This is a genomic window from Vibrio sp. E150_018 (genome assembly GCF_053544035.1).
Genome location: NZ_JBHGNY010000009.1, coordinates 20,698 through 39,309, shown reverse-complemented (window position 1 = coordinate 39,309; position 18,612 = coordinate 20,698). Strand labels below are relative to the sequence as shown.

The following is an 18,612-nucleotide window of genomic DNA, read 5'->3' as shown; positions in this document are numbered from 1 at the left end:
AGCAATCATTATGTGGTATTTTGCTTGGATTCTCGGCGTATTGCTTGCCTGTGCATTCGGTATTATCAATGCTCTTTGGTTAGAGCATTCAGAAATGATGGATGAGGATCGTGAATAATATTAGTCAAAAAATGACTGATATACACTCACCAATGGATAGGGCTCTTTTAAGGGCCCTGTTTTTTATCGTGGCCGTGTTTCATATCAGTTTGTTTATGTGGGAACCGCGTGTTTATGCTGAGCAAATCGGTGGTTTTCATTCTCTGCTAACGGTTTTGTTTATTTGGTCGTTATGTAGTTCATTAATCTATTGCGTTGGTTTCAAACCGATTTTATGGGTGTGGCAGATACTGTTTAGTCCGTATTTTTCTGGCGTGATTTTAGTCTACTTTACGGCGCTTTATTTTTTATAGGACTCTCCCTATTTTTGACATAGCGAGACTTTGTCAAAAATAGTGATGCAACAAAGAGAGCAATCTGTATTAATATTTTAAGTCACCATTATACACTTTGATAATGGTGGCTTTTTTATGTTCGAAAAACACCAATTAATACATATTTAAACAAAAAAATGCTGGAAGGTTATTATTCAACGTATTAAGTTGCTGTATAGTAATTTGAGTACTTTTTTAAACAGAACAACCGTTTTGGATAAAATCAGCCATAAATAGGTAACAACAGATAGGTAACAACGTGACAGAACAAACACCGATGACTTTCAAATGGCCTATCACCATTTACTATGAAGATACCGATGCAGGTGGTGTGGTATACCATTCGAACTATTTAAAGTTTTTTGAACGTGCCCGTACTGAATTATTACGCGCACAAGGGATTTCACAAAATACACTACTTGATCAAGAAATTGGTTTTGTTGTGAAACATATGGACATCGATTATATCCAAGGTGCGAAACTTGATGAGCATCTTGAGGTCTTAACCTCGATTGTCAATTTAAAAAGGGCTTCTATCTCATTCTGTCAGGAGTTAGTCAATCTTGAAGGGAGAATCTTGTGTAAAGCAACGGTTAAGGTAGCCTGTGTTAACATTAAACAGATGAAACCCCAAGCCATCCCAAGCACTATTATGTCGGAGTTTTCCCGTGTCAGCTGATATTTCAATTTTTGATCTTTTTTTACAAGCCAGCCTACTGGTTAAGATTGTAATGCTAATTCTACTTGGAATGTCAGTACTGTCTTGGGCCGTCATTCTAAAAAGAAGTAAAATCCTGAATAAAGCCGCTAAAAATGCAGCTTCATTTGAAGAGAAGTTTTGGTCGGGTGTCGATTTATCACAGCTGTACCATGAAGTAAAAGCACGTAAAAATACCCTTCTTGGCTCTGAACAAATTTTTTATGCAGGTTTTACTGAGTTTGCTCGTTTGCGACGGACTAATGGCGCATCGGCTGAATACGTAATGGAAGGGGCAGGCCGTTCTATGCGTGTGACGCTATCTAAAGAAATGGATGAACTTGAAAATCAATTACCATTTCTTGCAACGGTTGGCTCAATTAGTCCGTATATTGGTTTATTCGGTACAGTATGGGGTATTATGACAGCCTTTATTGCACTAAGTGAAGTTAAGCAAGCGACATTGGCAATGGTGGCACCAGGTATAGCCGAAGCATTGGTGGCAACGGCAATGGGTTTATTTGCAGCTATTCCAGCGGTCATGGCGTTTAATCGTCTAAGTAACCAAGTTTCTAAGCTCGAGCATAACTACGCAACGTTTGCCGAAGAGTTCCACAGCATTTTGCATCGTCAAGTAATGGCGGAGCATAAGGACTAAATTATGGCGGGTTATGTTCGTAAAAAACGCCAATTAAAAGCTGAGATCAACGTTGTTCCTTATATTGACGTTATGCTGGTATTGCTGATTATCTTTATGGTGACTTCACCTTTTGTTACTCAAGGGGTAGAAGTGGAGTTGCCTAAAACAGAAACTGCAAAACCAGCGTCTGATATCGCAGGAGACTCAGATGCAAGCTTTATCATCGTTGAAATTGATAAACAAGGTAACTTGGGTATCAGTGTGAATGATGAAGACATGGAACGTGGTTTATCGATGAGTGAAGTGATCACCCGAGTTAAAGCTGAGCGTTCGCTTTCTCCTAACTCACCAGTTGCGGTAGGTGGAGATCAACAAACCGCTTATGCTGATGTGGTCTTAGTGCTTGATCAGTTAAATAAAGCGGGCATCGAAAAAGTAGGTTTGCTCACAGATATTAAAGAGAATCGCTAATTTGTTAATGCTTAATAAAGAATACAAATCGGCTATATTGATCTCGGTTGTACTGCATATTATTTTGTTTGTACTACTTTTAGGGGGAGCATGGTTTTCTGATGACGATAAAAAGCCAAAGCATCAAATGGTTGAGGCCGTAGTCATCGATCCTAAAGCGATTGAAAAGCAAGCGAAAAGTATTCGAGACCAACGTGATGCGGCTAAGAAGGCGGAGCAGCAACGGGTTGAAAAGCTTCGTCAACAAGCGGAACTATTAGAAAAGAATCGCAAAAAAGAAGAAGAGAGGCTGCGTAAGCTTCAAGAGCAAAAAGTGCAGCAAGAAAAGCAAGCACGAGAAGCGGAAAAGCAGAAACAGCTAGCGGAAAAACAAAGGCAAGAAGCACAAGAAAAAGCTCGAATAGAAAAGCAACGTGCGGCGAAAGCGGAAGCAGAACGTAAAGCGAAAGAAGCGGCGGCAGCCAAAGTAGCTGCAGAGAAAAAAGCGGCTGAACAGGCGAAAGCTGCAGCAGAAGCCAAAGCCGCTGCACAAGCTAAGGCCAAAGCGGATGCAAAAGCGAAAGCGGAAGCAGAAAAACGAGCGAAAGAAAAAGCACAAAAAGAAGCGGCAGAAAAAGCTCGCTTAGCAAGAGAGAAAGAAGCACAGGAAGCGGCGCTCAATGATATTTTCTCTGGCTTAGAAGCAGAAAGTGCACAAATATCATCGGCACGACAAAAATACGTTGCTTCTGAGCTCGATCGTTATGGTGCGATTTATAAACAAATGATTCAGGAAAAACTACTGACGGAAGACTCTTTTAGAGGTAAGTCATGTAAAATTAACATCCGTTTAGTACAAACAGGTAGCGATGCTATTGTCAGTAAGGTGACACCTATTAATGGTGAGTCGGCTGTATGTTCAGCGGCAAAACGCGCAATAGCACAAGTGGGTAATTTCCCCATGTCGAAAGAACAAGATGTCGCCGACCAATTGAAAGACATCAATTTGGTTGTTGATCTGTAAATAAGGAATATTCAGTGATTAAACGATTTTTATTAGGATTATTTTGTATCACCATGGCTGTGAGTCAAACGGCCAATGCAGCATTGGAACTGGTGATCACAGAAGGGACCAATTCGGCCCGTCCTATTGGTGTTGTGCCATTTAAATGGGAAGGCTCAGGCAAGTTACCACAAGATGTGTCTGCGGTTATCGCATCGGATCTACAACGAAGTGGTAAGTTCAATCCAGTGGCGACGTCTAAGATGCCACAAACGCCGTACAATGATTCTGATATTGATTTCTCAGCGTGGAATAACCTAGGTGTTGATTCACTCGTGACAGGTAGTATTACACCAGCAGAAGATGGTCAATATGTGATTGAATATCAATTATCTGACATTGTGCGCGGCCAATTAACCAAGGGGCAAAATAAAGCGTTAAACGATAAAGGCCAATTAGTCTTATCGAAAGATTACTTATTATTTAGCAAGCGCGCAGTGGTTCCCGCTAAACGTTTACGTGAATATGCACACAGAATATCAGATCTCGTTTATGAAGAGTTAACTGGAGATAAAGGGGCGTTTTTAACTCGTATCGCTTATGTTGTGGTGAATAATAGCAGCAACTACCCATACGAATTAAGAATTGCAGACTACGATGGTTATAACGAGCGTTTAGTCCTTCGTTCTAAGCAACCATTAATGTCTCCAGCTTGGTCGCCAGATTCACGTAAACTTGCGTATGTGAGCTTCCAAACGGGTCGTGCACAGCTTTATATGATGGATATTTATACGGGGAAAACCGAGGTATTAACCGCTTTTCCTCGTCATAATGGCGCGCCAGAGTTTTCACCTGATGGTAAGAAACTAGCATTGGTTCTTTCTAAGACTGGTACGCTACAAGTGTATATCTTAGATTTAGAAACGCGTAAGTTGACTCAAGTTACTCACGATCGTGCTAATAATACTGAACCATTCTGGATGCCAGATGGTAAATCACTTATTTTTACATCGGATAGAGGTGGCTTGCCACAAATCTACAAGGTGGACTTGTCTAATAAATCGACCACTCGATTAACATGGCAAGGCAGTCAAAATCTTGGTGGGCAAATTACCCCTGATGGCCGATTCTTAATTATGGTGAATCGTGGTCAAGGTGGATTTAACATTGCAAAACAAGATTTAGAAACAGGAGCGGTTCAAGTGTTAACAAAAACACAGCTGGATGAGTCTCCAAGTATTGCACCAAATGGTAGTATGGTGATATATAGCTCTATGTATAATCGACAAAATGTTCTATCAATGGTTTCTATTGATGGTCGTTTTAAAGCTAGACTACCGGCAACCAATGGACGAGTGAAAGCTCCTGCTTGGTCACCATTTTTATAATAAAAGCAGTATTTAATCTAATAGATAGTTATTGACAATATAAGGAAGAAAAATATGCAACTTAATAAAATTCTAAAAGGGCTAGCAATTGCTCTACCTCTACTAACGGTAGCAGCTTGTAGTTCTAGTGATGATGCGGCAAATGCCTCTGATTCTCAAACAACTGCACAAGAAACAGCAGTTGCAACTCCAGTGGATGAGAGCACAGCACTATCTGAACAAGAGCAAATGGAACAACAACTTCGTGAAAACTCAACCGTTTTCTTCAAGTTCGATACGTCTGAAATTTCTTCTGAATACGAAGATATCCTAGCAGCTCACGCTAAATTCCTAAGCAGCATGCCTGATGTTAACGTGACTATCGAAGGTTATGCTGATGAGCGTGGTACACCTGAATACAACATCGCACTTGGCGAGCGTCGTGCTGAAGCAGTATCTAAGTACCTACAAGCACTAGGTGTTCAAGCTAGCCAAATCTCTATCGTGAGCTACGGTGAAGAGAAGCCTCTAGAAATGGGTCAAACTGAAGCGGCTTACTCTAAAAACCGTCGTGCAGTTGTCGTTTACTAATAGGCGATAATTATGTTTGGTAACTTAAAGCGAGTTATTACGCTTTCGTTACTAGTAAGTGCAGCAGGCCCAGTGCTTGCTGCATCTGCTCCAGTATCTGATCTCAATGACTCTCACATTTCATCTTCTGGCTCTTCAGAAACCAATGCTGAACGCCTGCAACGTTTGCTAGATAACAGCAACCGAGTACAAGCTCGCCTTCAACAACAAGTTGATAGCCAAGCGGCTGATCTTAGTAATCTACGCGGGACCATCGAACGTAATAATTACGATATGAAGCAAATGGTCGATCGCCAACGCCAATTATTTATTGAGCTTGATAAGCTTCGTACTGAAGTTAATGAGCTTAAAAAAAGTGGTGTATCAACCTCTACCACTGTTAAAACAAGTGGTGTTGCTGCATCTTCTGAAGTGATTAAAGCATCCGGTGATGAGCAAAGCGCTTATCAAGATGCCGTTGATATGATCTTAAAAGATCGTAACTACGATGGCGCAATTGTTGCGTTAAAAGATTTTCAAACCAAGTATCCAAATTCAGGCTATGCGGCCAACGCACATTATTGGTTAGGGCAACTGTATTTTGCGAAAAAGCAGGATGTAGACTCAGCGAAAAGCTTTGCCGCAGTTGTGAGTTATAAAGACTCCTCAAAACGTGCTGATGCTCTAGTGAAGTTGGGTGATATTGCCAAGCGTAATAATAACAATACCGCAGCGAATAAATATTACCAGCAAGTGATAAGTGAATATCCGAACTCATCAGCTGCAAAACTCGCGCAAAAGAATTTATAGCCTAAATTAAGCTTTCATATCGCTGATGACACTTAAGCCACCATGCTGTTTATAGTAACCAGAGTTATTATAATCAACAGGTGGCTTGATTATTTCTATCATGTGCCAATGTAATACCCAAGTCACTAGGGTATCGATACGCAGAAAAAGTCCGGTTTTAGTATTCCCCTTAATAGGTGTACAATAATCGAATTATTAAAACTGCGTAGAGTAAGAGCAATGGCGCATATCAACGATACAATCGATACCGTATATCCATTTCCCCCAAAACCGGTCGCTTTGACTGCAGAGCAACGTGAAAATTATATTCAAAAAATCAAAGCACTTCTGATAGAAAAAGACGCGGTACTGATCGCACACTATTACACCGATCCAGAGATCCAAGCACTCGCAGAAGAAACCGGTGGCTTTGTTGGTGATTCATTAGAAATGGCGAAATTTGGTAACCGTCATTCCGCTTCTACACTTATTATTGCCGGTGTTCGTTTTATGGGGGAATCAGCCAAGATCCTTACGCCAGAAAAACGCATTCTTATGCCAACACTTGAAGCAGAGTGTTCATTAGATCTAGGCTGCCCTGTTGATAAATTTACCGAATTTTGCGATGCCCACCCAGATCACACCGTAGTGGTTTATGCCAATACTTCAGCAGCAGTAAAAGCTCGCGCAGATTGGGTGGTGACCTCAAGTATTGCCAATGAAATCGTTGAGCACCTAGACTCAGAAGATAAGAAAATCATTTGGGGTCCAGATCGTCACCTAGGCTCATATATCAAAAAGAAAACCGGTGCTGATATGTTGTTATGGCAAGGGGAGTGCATCGTACATGATGAGTTCTCAGCCAAAGCACTGAAAGATATGAAAGCGCTGTATCCAGAAGCTGCGGTACTGGTTCACCCAGAATCACCAGCGAGCGTTGTAGAACTTGCTGACGCAGTAGGTTCAACCAGCCAATTGATTAAAGCTGCCAAAGAATTACCACATCAGAAAATGATCGTGGCAACCGACAAAGGTATTTTCTTCAAGATGCAGCAACTCGTGCCAGAAAAAGAACTAGTAGAAGCCCCAACAGCAGGTAATGGTGCAACATGTCGTAGCTGTGCACATTGTCCGTGGATGGCAATGAATGGCCTAAAAGCGATTGAAAGCGCATTATCAGAAGGTGGCAAAGATCATGAAATCTTTGTCGATGAAGACATTCGATTGAAGTCACTTATTCCGCTAAACCGCATGCTAGATTTTGCAGAGTCGCTAAATCTGAAAGTGAAAGGGAATGCGTAAGTAAACGGGACTCGTTGTTCGGGCGCGTTGCTTCTCGTGGCTTGGAATAGAGCCGAGGAGCGGGGACGCTGCGCTCGAGAGCCGAAAAGCAAGGAAAGGTCGCATTTAGATTTTCCGGCAGAGGTTTAATGAGTAATGAGCGGTAGGAGATTCCGTATCTTCTTCGCTTAGGCTCATGTACGGAATGACGGTGTTTTTCTGTTTCGAGTTGAGTGTGTCGTGAACGCTTCGCTACGTGTAAAAGCCAAATGAAATTAAACGTCATCCTGAAAAACGACGTAAGAGCGTAATTTAGGATCTCAGGCGGGTATCTGATGAGTAGTGTGGTAGGAGATTCTTTATCTTCTTCGTTTAGGCTCATGTACGGAATGACGATGTTTGGATTTTGAGTGGTGTGTAGCGTGAGCGCTTCGCTAAGTGTAAAAGCTAAAACTAATCAACCGTCATCCTGAAAAGCGACGTAGGAGCGCAGTTCAGGATCTCCTAACGTTTTCCCTATAACATTATAACGCACACAAATAAGGCCGATATAATCCAATATATCGGCCTTTCTTTGTTTTTTGCTCTAACACGTAACCCGAAGCGAAGCGTTCTCGGCTCTCGCAACAATCTTCTTCTATCCGAGCCACGAGAAGCGAAGCGCCCGAGACTCGAGACCCGCAATATTAATGATTCGTATCTTGCGCCAACTGATTACCACGTAGCGTTAAACCACACAGCATGACAGGCATTGCATTATAGATCTCAGCAAACTCATCCAAGCCCGTTAACCCTTGGTCAGATAGCGTCATAATAGCCGTTTCTGGATCATAAAGCATACTTACAGACAGCAATACGCCACCTAGTAATGCGTTATCTTCACTGTCTTCAGGCATCAAGTTTTCCCAATCATCACGGCTAAGCTGCCAGCCTTGTAATAAGCCTTCAGCAAAGTCACGAACCGATTCAGTTACCACTTCTTCTTCATCCAACGCGTAGCCTTCAGGCCAGCTCCAGGTGCCTTCAAGCAAAGCAGGATGAATACGGTTCCATTCCGCAATAACAAGTTCAGCATATTGCTCAAACTGATCAGCAGTCTCAAAAGGAGCCGTTTCTTCACCCCCCCATAAGAACGGAAGCCATTCAGAAGGATCAAGCAAATGTGGTGCAGCCGCCATGGCAGTGATAAAGCCTTGTGTTTGTGCGGCATTTAATAATTTGTTTTCAAGCTCAGGTTGGTTTAACAGTTCATCTAACGTCACGGTATTTACCTATTCACAAATGATGAGGTAATGATAGCAAGCTCATAGATGAGAACATACCGTTATTAGAAAAGTTTAAAACTCTTTGATAAAAACCCAACAAAAAGGCTAGTGAATCCGTTTGTATTTATTGGAATATATAGTTTTATATACTGGTTTTAACTTTAAAATATAACAATAAAAACCACTAAATAAATATTAAATAGTTTTTAATGCTTTGATTTAACTGGGTAGGTGTGAATATAATCTTCCTAAAGTGAGAAGGGGAGTGAATCACGACTTAACTCATCAATTTTATTAGATTTTTACTCTTGATAGGTAGGTAAGCAAATGTCGTTTTCAGGTTCAGCCCGCTTTCGCCAAGCCGCAGCCGATATGTTTGCAATGGTAGTGTTTAGCTTTATTGCCGGCATGGCGATAGAGATCTTTGTATCAGGCATGTCTTTTCAACAATCACTAGCCTCAAGAACCTTATCGATTCCAGTAAATATTATCATCGCCATTCCTTATGGTTTATTTCGAGATTGGGTGCTACGTAAAAGCCAATATATCTCTATAAGTCGCTGGATGAAGAAACTGGCCGATATGTGTGCTTATGTGACGTTTCAGTCACCAGTTTATGCCATGATTTTATTAGTCGTCGGAGCAACTCCAAATCAAATCCTAACCGCAGTGATCAGCAACGCCGTCGTCGCGGGTGGAATGGGGGTAGTGTATGGCGTGTTCTTAGATGCGTGTCGTAAGTGGTTTAGAGTACCGATGTACACATAAGGTCAGTGGTTGGATAACGAAATAAGTTAAATATTGACCACTTAACCACAAAACACCGGAAAAAGCCCCAAAGCGCTTGACCTTACCCAGCATAATCATTAAATTAGCGCCTCGTTAAGCAAAGCCTTAACAACAAAATTCGGTGAGTTGTCCGAGTGGCTGAAGGAGCACGCCTGGAAAGTGTGTGTACGGCAACGTACCGAGAGTTCGAATCTCTCACTCACCGCCACATTATAAAGGTCTGATTATTCAGGCCTTTTTTCATTTCTAGGCAGTGTGCTATTACCTCTAGGGGACAAAGTAGCAGACAATGAAGCCAAAAATATTACCTTATCAATCTTCTCGCCAATGTATTCATCGTATTTTAGAAGCATATCCTCAAAGCATTTACCAATTTAGCCCTAACTTCATTCGAGTTGTCATTCCATTTGCTAAAGGGTTTATTGACTCTCAAGAGACATTAAAACAAGCTACCCCGGAAGCTACCCCGGAAGCTACCCCGGAAGCTACCCCGGAAGCTACCCCGGAAGCTAACGATAAAGAACAAAGCGTACTCGAATTTTGCCAAACCCCTAAAAGTAGGCAAGAAATACAACAATATTTAGGTTTAAGTGACAATGAGTACTACGTGAGGAAGTCGATTGTAAAACCATTGATTGACGCTGCTAAGTTGGCTTTAACTATTCCTGAGAAACCAACCAGTCCAAAGCAAAAGTTTATTACTGTGCATACGGGACAATGATTTAGGCTTTATTTAAATCGTGTTTATTAATCACCCAGTGGTCTTGTTAGACAATAAAATAACCGGTTAAAAAACTGGCAACCATTATGACTGGGACAATGATGTTAAATTTCGTTTCACAGCTCATAAACCTTCCCGTTGTATAATTGATGATTAGCTAAATAGTTCTTATGATTCTAGCGTCTCATAGTAGAAATGTCATCTCTTAGGAAAGGTTTAGAGCTTTAATGCTATGCTAAAGGTGATTGTTAGAATGAACATATTTGTTAAGTAATAGGAGTCTATTATCATTATTAACTTATCAAGTAATAACAAACACTTAAAATCTCAAGTCGAAGACCTCACTCACTGCTACATTTAGAGCCTTAGCAGAAATGTTGGGGCTTTTTTGTATCGCAATTATAGAAATGAAAAATCAATTTAGATCACATAATAGTTTTATAGTGCAATTTATCCTAATTCTCAGAGTGTTAGCTCTCGACTCTAATCTGTTAACTTATTAGTATGTGAATTGTCATTAACTAATTAGGTGTAAAAGCATTGAAACTTGAGCAAGCTATAAGCATTTTTTCTAAATCTTCACCATACGCAGTGAGTACAGAAAGAGAGCATGATATCGATATGCTCAATAGTTACAAAAATTATATATATATAAAAACTGATATCGAAGAAGACTTTAGAAAGAAATTGTTATCAGCCAAAAGCAATGAAGTGATTTTTTTATGTGGTAGCAGCGGTGATGGTAAGTCTGAAATACTGACTAGATATAGTAAGTTGCACAAGTCTACACATGATTTTCATCTTGATGCGACACATAGCTTTACCCCAAGCCAGACGGCTATTCACGCATTAGATGAGCGATTCACACAATTCAAAGCAAATGAAAAGCCTCTTGTCGTTGGTATTAATATTGGGATGTTGGGTAACTATGCTGAGGAAGGTGCTCATCAGCATAACGATGTAAAAGCGTCGATAAAGGCTTTCCTAGAAAATAAAACGCACGTAATTCCAGCCAATCATACATTTCTAGACTTTGAACAGTATCCTAAATTTACCCTTGACCACGAAGAAAATACATCTGATTTTGCTGCTAAATTCCTTGCTCGCCTTACAGAGCCGACTTTGGATAATCCTTTTTTTGCACTCTACGATAGTGAAGTAAAAAAGTCTGGTCACAGCATGCTAACAACCAATTACGCTTTGTTAGGTTTGGGCTCAGTTCAAAAGAACATTATTGCTTTGCTACTAAAAACTCGTCTTATCAAAGATCAATTTTTAACCGCGCGTGCTTTACTGGATTTTATTTTCCAGATTTTATCAATGGACGGTTATCTATTTAATAATCTGTTTTCTGGTGCGGATAACGAGTTGTTAGAACATATTCAAAGCTTCGACCCAAGTAACATTCATACTCGCAAGATTGATGAGTTCGTTTTGCAATTTGGTTTAGGCATTGAAGATGGAGGTTTTACTCAGTTGAAAGAACAAGTGAAGCGCCTGGGTGTATTTGATGTATCAAATGCCGCTTCTTACCTTCGTATGGTTTACTTGCTTAAAGATGAAGAGCAGTTTGCAAATAGTTATATCAACAAACTGAAAGTCGACTTTGATAATTCTTTAGTGAATCAGTACGCGAATACTTGGCTGCTTCATCGTGAGTTTGATGGTTCGGGTAAACAGAAAAAAGAGCTAAACAAGTTCTATAAAGACATCCTAATTTCGGCGATTCATCGTTATTGTAATCGTCACTCCCCAACGCTCGATAAAGACCAATTTTTTATCTCAGAATACAACGGTTTTAAAACCGCAGCAGAGCTTGAGGTGAAACCTGATTTTACAGCGATAAAAACTCAAGGTGTTGGCAAAATTGGTTCTTTCAATGCGCACATCCGTGCTGATGATAACGCTCTGCTTCCAATGCCAATCAGTATTAACTTACTTGAGTTGCTAGAAAAGATTAATCAGGGGTATCGACCTAACAAGCACGATAAAAATGCGGTGCTTTTGTTGGATGAGGTGATTGAACAGCTCATCACTGTTGCAAACGAGAAGAACACCCTGTTTATCCTGAAAAATGATAAGCGCTACAAGATCGTTAATGAAGATGACGAGTATTTCGAAGTGAGTGGTATTTAAGATGACAATGGATAAATACATCAAACCGTTTAATCCGAAGTTGCCACAAACTGCGGAAGAAGTACCAAATAAAAATAGCCTTAATAGCTATTTACCTATTCGTACCAAAGGCAATGACTTTGATTTTAATGTGGTAATTGGGCTAGTACTGCGCGGGCTATTGCGTAAGAAGATTGAAGGTTATAAATACGAAAATTTTGTTTCTGATTGTCAGTCTGCGTTTGAAGAAAAGTTAGGTGAAGAAGAGTTCTGGGAAGTATTAAGAGAGATGTATTTTGATAACAAAGGTATTTTCTCTGTGAGCCCTGAACTATTGCTATTTCGAGCACAGAAAGGTGAATTTTCTGCAGGTGACGCTCGTGTTGCTTCTATGTTCAACAACTTACTTCAGAATATGCGCGTCGAAGAGTTCGATACAAAACTTAATTTTATCGAACGAGAAATGCTTTCGACTTTGTGTGACAAGATGAAAGCGGATTCATCAATGCAAGCAACTGAACACCCATACCTGCCATTCTTATCTAAAGCATTTCGTGATGATTTGAAATTCTTGTCAAGTCGACCTAAGTACTTATTGAGCGAAATTGAATCCTTCTTGTCTTTTTACGGTTTTGCTTACACTGCCCAGCTGAGTTTATCGCTCACCGATTGGCGATCTGGCGAAGAGCCAGCTGCGAAACCTCTGTATTTCATCATGGATCATGAACGTGCTAGTAATGAGCGTATGCACATCAAAAACCACGGTTATAAGCTATTTAATGAATCTGCAACTCGTTTATTTCCTATGTTGACGATGTTAGAGCTTTTGCAACCTAGTGTAGGTGACAAGAATGCAGTAAAAGTACCATTGTGGACTATTTCAAAAGGCATTCAAGAATCTAGCTATGAGCACCTAAAGAGTGAGTTAGAGAGCTTTGCCCGAGCCTTTAAAAAGCAACGTGATTTAGATACATCATTTGATGAGTCGGAATCTGCTATTGACTGGCTTGGTAACATCCTGAAGTTAGCCATGGCTCAGTTTAGTTTTGGTGAGCGATTCAACATCAATAAAAAATATGTTTCTGAAGTAGAGAAGTATCTCGCGTCTCACTTTATTCAAAGTCGAGGTCGTAGTGGCCGAGTTTTAGTACTTAACCAAGACTACATCATTTTATTAACCAACCTTGTTGTTGGTGAAAAGGACAAACTCCGTTTTCATGAGCTGATCGCCGCATTTAAACAGCGTGGTATTTTCGTTGATAAACAAACCGAACAAGAACTAATTAAATTCTATGAGCGCATTGGTAACGTTGAGCGTATGAGTGATAGTGGAGACGCAGTTTATGTCCGTAAAACAATTTGAGACCTTTCTAGTTGAACAGTTTCTTGCTGACGCTGAAACTCATATTAAGGCTGGCTTCCGCTACCAGTTCAAGTCACCAGATAGTGAAAACAGTATTCGTTTGTATCAAGCGATGATCGCGCATTCACAAGGGAATGTGAGTGCGAGTAATAGTATTGAGTTGCCGTTTATTTCACTATCTAATTGTAGGATAGTGCCAGTAATTCATAGTGAAGAGCCTGATGAATACCTGGGGTTTACTGAAAACTATATATCTCACCTACGCGATGAGGTTGCTAGTCAGTCAGGTTATCTAAAAGGTTGTGCATTGGTCATTATTCATAACAGCTTGTTGGATACTTTGATCAACTCAGCGGAAGATTTGGCTCAGCGTGGTCAGGTGTGGAGCCCAAGCAAAATCAAAGCGGCGATGAAAGGGTTGATTGATCAACAAGACAAAGGCCGTGATGTGTCTAATTGTCTATTGGATGACCAGTTTGATGCCATCCTTGAAGATGGCGCAACGATGTTTGGGTTTGAGTCACTTTACAAGGCGGTTGAAGACGGAGATTTACGCTTCAATGAACTGGGTATGTTTGAGGATCCACTTGTGGCTCAAATGAGCGGGAACCCAAAACAGATCAAAAGGCGTCTTGAAGATAACCGTGCTCTTTATGAGGAGCTCTCTTTTGAGGTCGAACATTTTGGTGATCAATTACATGACCGATTGAAGCTATTCGGTGAAAAATTCATTGATGAACATTTCGCTGAAACTGATGCGTGGAAAGATGTGGAATTTGAAGCGTTTCTTCAAGAGAAAAAACGTAATGCACAACAACAGCTCGTTCTTGAAGAAGAGCAAGCAAGTGAAGGCATGACCATTACTGCACGGAACCGTGCAGAGACCAAAGCTGGTATGCGAGATCGCCACCTTATTATTGAGCTAGATGATGGTGTCAATGATTTCGAATTGAAGCTGATTTTCCAAGGTGCAAGTAATCTAGAAAAGAGTCAGTTTAAAATCCAACCAGCTAAAGCGCTTGGTAATAAAGAAGTTATTTCAACACTAAATGGTCTTAAGACTACTAGAGCAAGTTTAAAAGGCACGTATAATAACGAACCCTTATTTTTCAATTTGGCATTAAAACGAGAGAACAAATCAGAAGTATATAACTTTCGTTGCCTAGTTATTCGAAAGGGTGAGTTTTATATAGAGCCGTTCAAAAACATCTTTTTGATAGAGCCTTCTCCTGCTAAACGGCGTTTAACGCTGAATATGGAAGAGAATAAGCTTCAAATCCAAGAAGAGAGTGGTGCAGTTTGTTCTCTAACTGACGCTAAACAAATCGTAGACGTCGCAGAGTACTCTGTGGTGGACTTTGAGGCACTTGCTAACGAAGCTGATGAAATTGATTTTGCAGTAAAATCCGCCGAAAACCAACTCAAATTTAACGTTGAAGGGGCTGTGGCAACAGACTCATTAAGCTTACCGTTGCTGCTCAACCGAGGACGTTACCATAAATTGTTCAAAGATGAATACAATGGTGAGTTTTATTCTCAAAAAGGTAAAGTTGGTATCGATAACAGTGAGTTTTTTGTACCTGGTGTCCGTTTAAAGCTGTTGCGATGGGAAGAGACCTTTATAAATGACAAAGTCGTTTCTATTTCTAACACTGACACTATCAAGCTAGGAGACGTACAATCAATCGACGATGCTATACACTCTTCATATACGGAACTATATGACTACCTTGAGCTACGCCGTACTACACCATCGCTAGCTTCCTGGGGGGATGACTTTACGGCACTTGTACAAAATGTTGTCGATGCGTGTCTCTCTTATTTTGAAGGGATCCCAACGGGCAGTATGCTTACGAAAGAACAAAAAGTAGCACTACAAATCGGTTTAGTTAAGTCAGAAGACGACGAATATTACTCTCCGTTTCACCCGTTAATCTTGGCTTATTACCTAAACCTGCGCAAAGTGATCTGTGAAGATGATAGTTTTGTCAGCTTGCCTGATGTGACGTTTGAGCGCTTATCGCCAAAAGGTTTGCTGCCATACGTCTATCATCCTCAGCATGAGTTTGCTTACAACCAACAATTGAAAGAAAACGCATTTTGGATCAAGAGTGTCCCTCAAGAAAAGAGCTCGCTTACGTTCGTACGTAAACTCGTCAAAGAAAAAATCGATGAGTTCCAAACCGCATTTAGTCAATTATTTACAGGCTCTGAGAAGAGCATCATCATTAATGCTGTGAATCAAGACAGCGCAGAAGAACTGTTTATGGGGCTGGTGGATTACATCCGTAACAATCAAGAACAATCCGCTTCGGTTCATATCAATCTTTATGATGACAAACTTACGTTTAATGCGTTTGATCGCTTTGCAGAGACGGCAAATTACGATGAGCTGAAAGAGTGGTTAGAACTAAATAAAGGTAAAGTACGTGAAGTGGCGGATACCATCATTGATATCCTTCGTACCCGTTTAACCTACAGCAAGTTTACTAATGAGCAAGCGAATAAAGATGGTCAGTCATACGCGCATCTTTCATTCTTCCGCAATAACGGAAAAGTGGATTGCTCAGATATTGCAGTCGAAGATATGGCTTCTGGCATAGCATGTGATGGTTTATTAACAGGCGATGCGTCTGAGAGTAAATCTGGCTCTTACTTTACTGGCTTTGGTTTAAAGGGGACGGATTATCAAGATTATCCACACCTAATGATGGCTAAGTACGTTGGTGCCTTATTAAAACCTGCTCTAAAGCCAAACACACCATATAACGGAACTAATGCGATAGCGCTTGCTGTGTGTGAAGATTTCAAAGGACTGTTAGAGCGCTCATACGATAGTTCTATTTGGACAACTATCATTGATCCAAAAGTGACATTAGATTTCTTCCACAGTAATGAAGATGTCGTTTTGATTCACTATTCCGATCAGTATACCAGTTCATCTAGTTACGATGCCATTACCGTAACGGCGCAGCGTGGTTTGTTTGAGAAAGTCGTCAAGCAGGGGGACGGTGGTCAAATCAACGAATTCAATGCTTTTAATGGTGATTGGTTGTTGAAGATGATGACGTGCGCACCAACGATCAATAAAGAACGTAAAGGTGTGATTGGTGCCTATAAGTTTGTCACTAGTTTAGTGCACAACTCAGATATTACATGGGTTCCGCTTTCTGTGGCAGAAATGATCCGTGTTTCTGGCAACATTGGTCTGAAGATGTCAGACAGTGAATTCTCCCGTAACATTCAAGGTTATAAAAAAGGTGCGATCTCTGATGATGTACTGCTCGTTGGTCTTAAAGGGCAAGACATGTACTTGCTGCCGGTGGAAGTAAAAACAGGTTCTATTCCTGACTACAAAAAAGCAGTCAAACAATCAAAAGAGCTCTTACGCTATCTGAGTGAAGATTTGCTTGGTAATGACAATCTAGCAAGCAAACTTTACCGCGGCTTGTTCATGCGACAAGTTTTGATGCAAGTAGATAAATACCGTTTGTACAATGTGTTTGCCCCAGATTATTTTGATTTATTGTTAGCTCACAAAGAAGAGTGGCTAAAAGGCGACTACTCGTTAGCAACAATCGCTGATTATCCAGACGGCTTTGTCATAAGTCATCTTGAAGGGGTAGGTTGCTTGCAACCTGAATATCAAATGTTGGAAGGTGTGTTAAAAGTAGACCTGCCAATGGGGTTGCTTCCTCATTTGGTAGATACGCCCCTGAAAAAAGTGCTTAATGAGTTAGATGTCGTCAAGCTTTGTCACGTACCAGCACAGTATATTCTTGGTGAAAACACTCAAGCAGAAGCAATTGAAGGAAACAATCACAATGATGCAATGAGCGATAACAACCCTAAAGAAGTTGCTGATTTTGAGAGTGATCTAAATATCGAAGCTGAAGTGCCTTACTCTGACGTAGAGGAAGGACACATAGCTTCGGGTAAAGATGTTCCAGGACAAGGTGCTTTGGAAGACGGCACCTTAGAGGTAAAGTCATCGAGTACTAACTTAAGTGTCCTATTTGGTCATAATGCTTTGACGCAAGCCCCGTTGAATTGGGAACCAACCAATACGGCTAAGTTTATGAATACCAACACCGGCATCATAGGCACCATGGGTACAGGTAAAACCCAGTTCACTAAATCGGTGATTACACAGCTTTATCGCAATCAGACAGATAATGTGAATAGTGCATCAATAGGTATGCTGATTTTTGATTATAAGTCCGACTATGTAGATGATAAATTTCAGCAAACGACTGCAGGTAAAAAGTTTAATCTTCACAAATTGCCATATAACCCGTTGAGTCTATTCGGCGATATGCCAATGCTGCCAGTACATACTGCCCGAGGTTTTTCTGAAACTATGGGTAAAGCTTTTGGCTTAGGACAAAAACAGCAACTACGTCTTCGTAAGTTGGTGGGTGAAGCTTATGAGTTAGCTGCTATTCGCAAAGCGGATCCAAGCACTTGGACAAAACCAGCACCGACAATCTCACAGGTGTGGGACTTGTTTATTGAAACAGATCCAGATGAAGATTCGTTATACGCGGCACTTGAAAGTCTATATGAGTTAGAGATCTTCGAAGACGACAACACCAAGTGTATGAGCCTTTACGATCTTGTTGATGGCATCACAGTCGTTGAGCTTGCAGGTTATCCATCAGAAATTCAAAACCTTGTTGTTGCACTTACGTTAGACCTTTTCTACTCACAAATGCAGAAGAAAGGTAAGCCCGAAGTACAGGGAGACTTCCGACAAATAACCAAGATGGTTTTAGTGGACGAAGCCGACAACTTTATGTCTCAAAATTTCCCAAGCTTGCGCAAAATCTTGAAGGAAGGCCGTGAGTATGGTGTCGGTGTAATTTTATCGACACAAGACATTACACACTTCCAAACTGGTGAGAACGATTACTCAAGTTATGTACTGACATGGGTAATTCACCGGGTTGCGAAGATTCGTCCGCAAGAGCTTAAAGCCATGTTCGGTGTAAATGAAAGAGCAGAACAAGAGAAACTAATGGAAACTATCAATAAGCTTGAGAAGCATTACAGCTTATACATCAATGGTGCTAAGAAGATAGTCAAGATGCGAGATAGAGCATTTTGGGAGTTATAAAAATAATCTAAG

16 protein-coding genes and 1 tRNA gene are annotated in these 18,612 nt (G+C 40.7%); 16 read left to right on the top strand and 1 reads right to left on the bottom strand.

All coding sequences use genetic code 11. The features are described from left to right. Positions 1 to 10 precede the first annotated feature (10 nt). From cydX to nadA, 10 genes are all read left to right on the top strand, one after another. A complete protein-coding gene (gene cydX / locus ACE3G9_RS10315) occupies positions 11 to 118 on the top strand; it encodes a cytochrome bd-I oxidase subunit CydX (RefSeq protein WP_027697179.1) in 108 nt (35 codons plus the stop codon). After that, entirely contained in the window at positions 111 to 413 is a 303-nt protein-coding gene (gene ybgE, locus ACE3G9_RS10310; protein WP_449219082.1) for a cyd operon protein YbgE, read from the top strand. The genes cydX and ybgE overlap by 8 nt, the downstream gene beginning before the upstream one ends. A 298-nt stretch (positions 414 to 711) precedes the next feature. After that, entirely contained in the window at positions 712 to 1,113 is a 402-nt protein-coding gene (gene ybgC / locus ACE3G9_RS10305) for a tol-pal system-associated acyl-CoA thioesterase (RefSeq protein WP_417879485.1), read from the top strand. Beyond that, complete coding sequence (gene tolQ, locus ACE3G9_RS10300; protein ID WP_449219081.1) at positions 1,103 to 1,789, top strand: protein TolQ; 687 nt, start codon at positions 1,103 to 1,105, stop codon at positions 1,787 to 1,789. The genes ybgC and tolQ overlap by 11 nt, the downstream gene beginning before the upstream one ends. Before the next feature lie 3 nt (positions 1,790 to 1,792). Then, complete coding sequence (gene tolR, locus ACE3G9_RS10295) at positions 1,793 to 2,242, top strand: protein TolR (RefSeq protein ID WP_417879068.1); 450 nt, start codon at positions 1,793 to 1,795, stop codon at positions 2,240 to 2,242. 7 nt (positions 2,243 to 2,249) lie between these two features. Beyond that, on the top strand, positions 2,250 to 3,245 hold the full coding sequence (tolA, locus tag ACE3G9_RS10290) for a cell envelope integrity protein TolA (RefSeq protein ID WP_449219080.1): 996 nt from the start codon (positions 2,250 to 2,252) through the stop codon (positions 3,243 to 3,245). A 53-nt stretch (positions 3,246 to 3,298) separates the two neighbouring features. Next, on the top strand, positions 3,299 to 4,612 hold the full coding sequence (tolB, locus tag ACE3G9_RS10285; protein WP_417879484.1) for a Tol-Pal system beta propeller repeat protein TolB: 1,314 nt from the start codon (positions 3,299 to 3,301) through the stop codon (positions 4,610 to 4,612). Between the two features lie 54 nt (positions 4,613 to 4,666). Then, a complete protein-coding gene (pal, locus tag ACE3G9_RS10280) occupies positions 4,667 to 5,182 on the top strand; it encodes a peptidoglycan-associated lipoprotein Pal (RefSeq protein ID WP_417879066.1) in 516 nt (171 codons plus the stop codon). Between the two features lie 12 nt (positions 5,183 to 5,194). Beyond that, entirely contained in the window at positions 5,195 to 5,971 is a 777-nt protein-coding gene (gene ybgF / locus ACE3G9_RS10275; RefSeq protein ID WP_417879065.1) for a tol-pal system protein YbgF, read from the top strand. Positions 5,972 to 6,190: 219 nt separating this feature from the next. Continuing rightward, on the top strand, positions 6,191 to 7,252 hold the full coding sequence (gene nadA / locus ACE3G9_RS10270) for a quinolinate synthase NadA (RefSeq protein ID WP_417879064.1): 1,062 nt from the start codon (positions 6,191 to 6,193) through the stop codon (positions 7,250 to 7,252). A 665-nt stretch (positions 7,253 to 7,917) separates the two neighbouring features. On the opposite strand, the gene ACE3G9_RS10265 is transcribed toward nadA, so the two are convergent. Beyond that, positions 7,918 to 8,493, bottom strand: coding sequence for a UPF0149 family protein (locus ACE3G9_RS10265; protein WP_449219079.1), 576 nt, complete (start codon positions 8,491 to 8,493; stop codon positions 7,918 to 7,920). Positions 8,494 to 8,823: 330 nt separating this feature from the next. Here ACE3G9_RS10265 and ACE3G9_RS10260 point away from each other — a divergent pair, with 330 nt between their 5' ends. From ACE3G9_RS10260 to dptH, 6 genes are all read left to right on the top strand, one after another. Beyond that, a complete protein-coding gene (locus ACE3G9_RS10260) occupies positions 8,824 to 9,264 on the top strand; it encodes an L-alanine exporter AlaE (RefSeq protein WP_449219078.1) in 441 nt (146 codons plus the stop codon). Between the two features lie 141 nt (positions 9,265 to 9,405). Further along, positions 9,406 to 9,493 (top strand) — tRNA-Ser (locus ACE3G9_RS10255). Positions 9,494 to 9,574: 81 nt separating this feature from the next. After that, positions 9,575 to 10,006, top strand: coding sequence for a Fic family protein (locus ACE3G9_RS10250; protein WP_449219077.1), 432 nt, complete (start codon positions 9,575 to 9,577; stop codon positions 10,004 to 10,006). Between the two features lie 540 nt (positions 10,007 to 10,546). Continuing rightward, on the top strand, positions 10,547 to 12,142 hold the full coding sequence (gene dptF, locus ACE3G9_RS10245; RefSeq protein ID WP_449219076.1) for a DNA phosphorothioation-dependent restriction protein DptF: 1,596 nt from the start codon (positions 10,547 to 10,549) through the stop codon (positions 12,140 to 12,142). Between the two features lies 1 nt (position 12,143). Then, positions 12,144 to 13,484 (top strand): DNA phosphorothioation-dependent restriction protein DptG, encoded by a 1,341-nt coding sequence (gene dptG / locus ACE3G9_RS10240; RefSeq protein WP_449219075.1) that lies wholly within the window; start codon positions 12,144 to 12,146, stop codon positions 13,482 to 13,484. Then, the gene (dptH, locus tag ACE3G9_RS10235; RefSeq protein WP_449219074.1) at positions 13,465 to 18,600 is read left to right on the top strand and encodes a DNA phosphorothioation-dependent restriction protein DptH; all 5,136 of its coding nucleotides are present in this window, start codon (positions 13,465 to 13,467) and stop codon (positions 18,598 to 18,600) included. The genes dptG and dptH overlap by 20 nt, the downstream gene beginning before the upstream one ends. Positions 18,601 to 18,612 lie beyond the last annotated feature (12 nt).

Excerpts from the sequence above, each read along its gene's own strand:
- dptH (WP_449219074.1), top strand. The coding sequence starts at position 13,465 with ATGTCCGTAAAACAATTTGAGACCTTTCTAGTTGAACAGTTTCTTGCT.
- tolR (WP_417879068.1), top strand. The coding sequence starts at position 1,793 with ATGGCGGGTTATGTTCGTAAAAAACGCCAATTAAAAGCTGAGATCAAC.
- tolB (WP_417879484.1), top strand. The coding sequence starts at position 3,299 with ATGGCTGTGAGTCAAACGGCCAATGCAGCATTGGAACTGGTGATCACA.
- cydX (WP_027697179.1), top strand. The coding sequence starts at position 11 with ATGTGGTATTTTGCTTGGATTCTCGGCGTATTGCTTGCCTGTGCATTC.
- ACE3G9_RS10250 (WP_449219077.1), top strand. The coding sequence starts at position 9,575 with ATGAAGCCAAAAATATTACCTTATCAATCTTCTCGCCAATGTATTCAT.
- ybgC (WP_417879485.1), top strand. The coding sequence starts at position 712 with ATGACTTTCAAATGGCCTATCACCATTTACTATGAAGATACCGATGCA.
- tolA (WP_449219080.1), top strand. The coding sequence starts at position 2,250 with ATGCTTAATAAAGAATACAAATCGGCTATATTGATCTCGGTTGTACTG.
- pal (WP_417879066.1), top strand. The coding sequence starts at position 4,667 with ATGCAACTTAATAAAATTCTAAAAGGGCTAGCAATTGCTCTACCTCTA.
- dptG (WP_449219075.1), top strand. The coding sequence starts at position 12,144 with ATGACAATGGATAAATACATCAAACCGTTTAATCCGAAGTTGCCACAA.
- nadA (WP_417879064.1), top strand. The coding sequence starts at position 6,191 with ATGGCGCATATCAACGATACAATCGATACCGTATATCCATTTCCCCCA.
- ybgF (WP_417879065.1), top strand. The coding sequence starts at position 5,195 with ATGTTTGGTAACTTAAAGCGAGTTATTACGCTTTCGTTACTAGTAAGT.
- ACE3G9_RS10260 (WP_449219078.1), top strand. The coding sequence starts at position 8,824 with ATGTCGTTTTCAGGTTCAGCCCGCTTTCGCCAAGCCGCAGCCGATATG.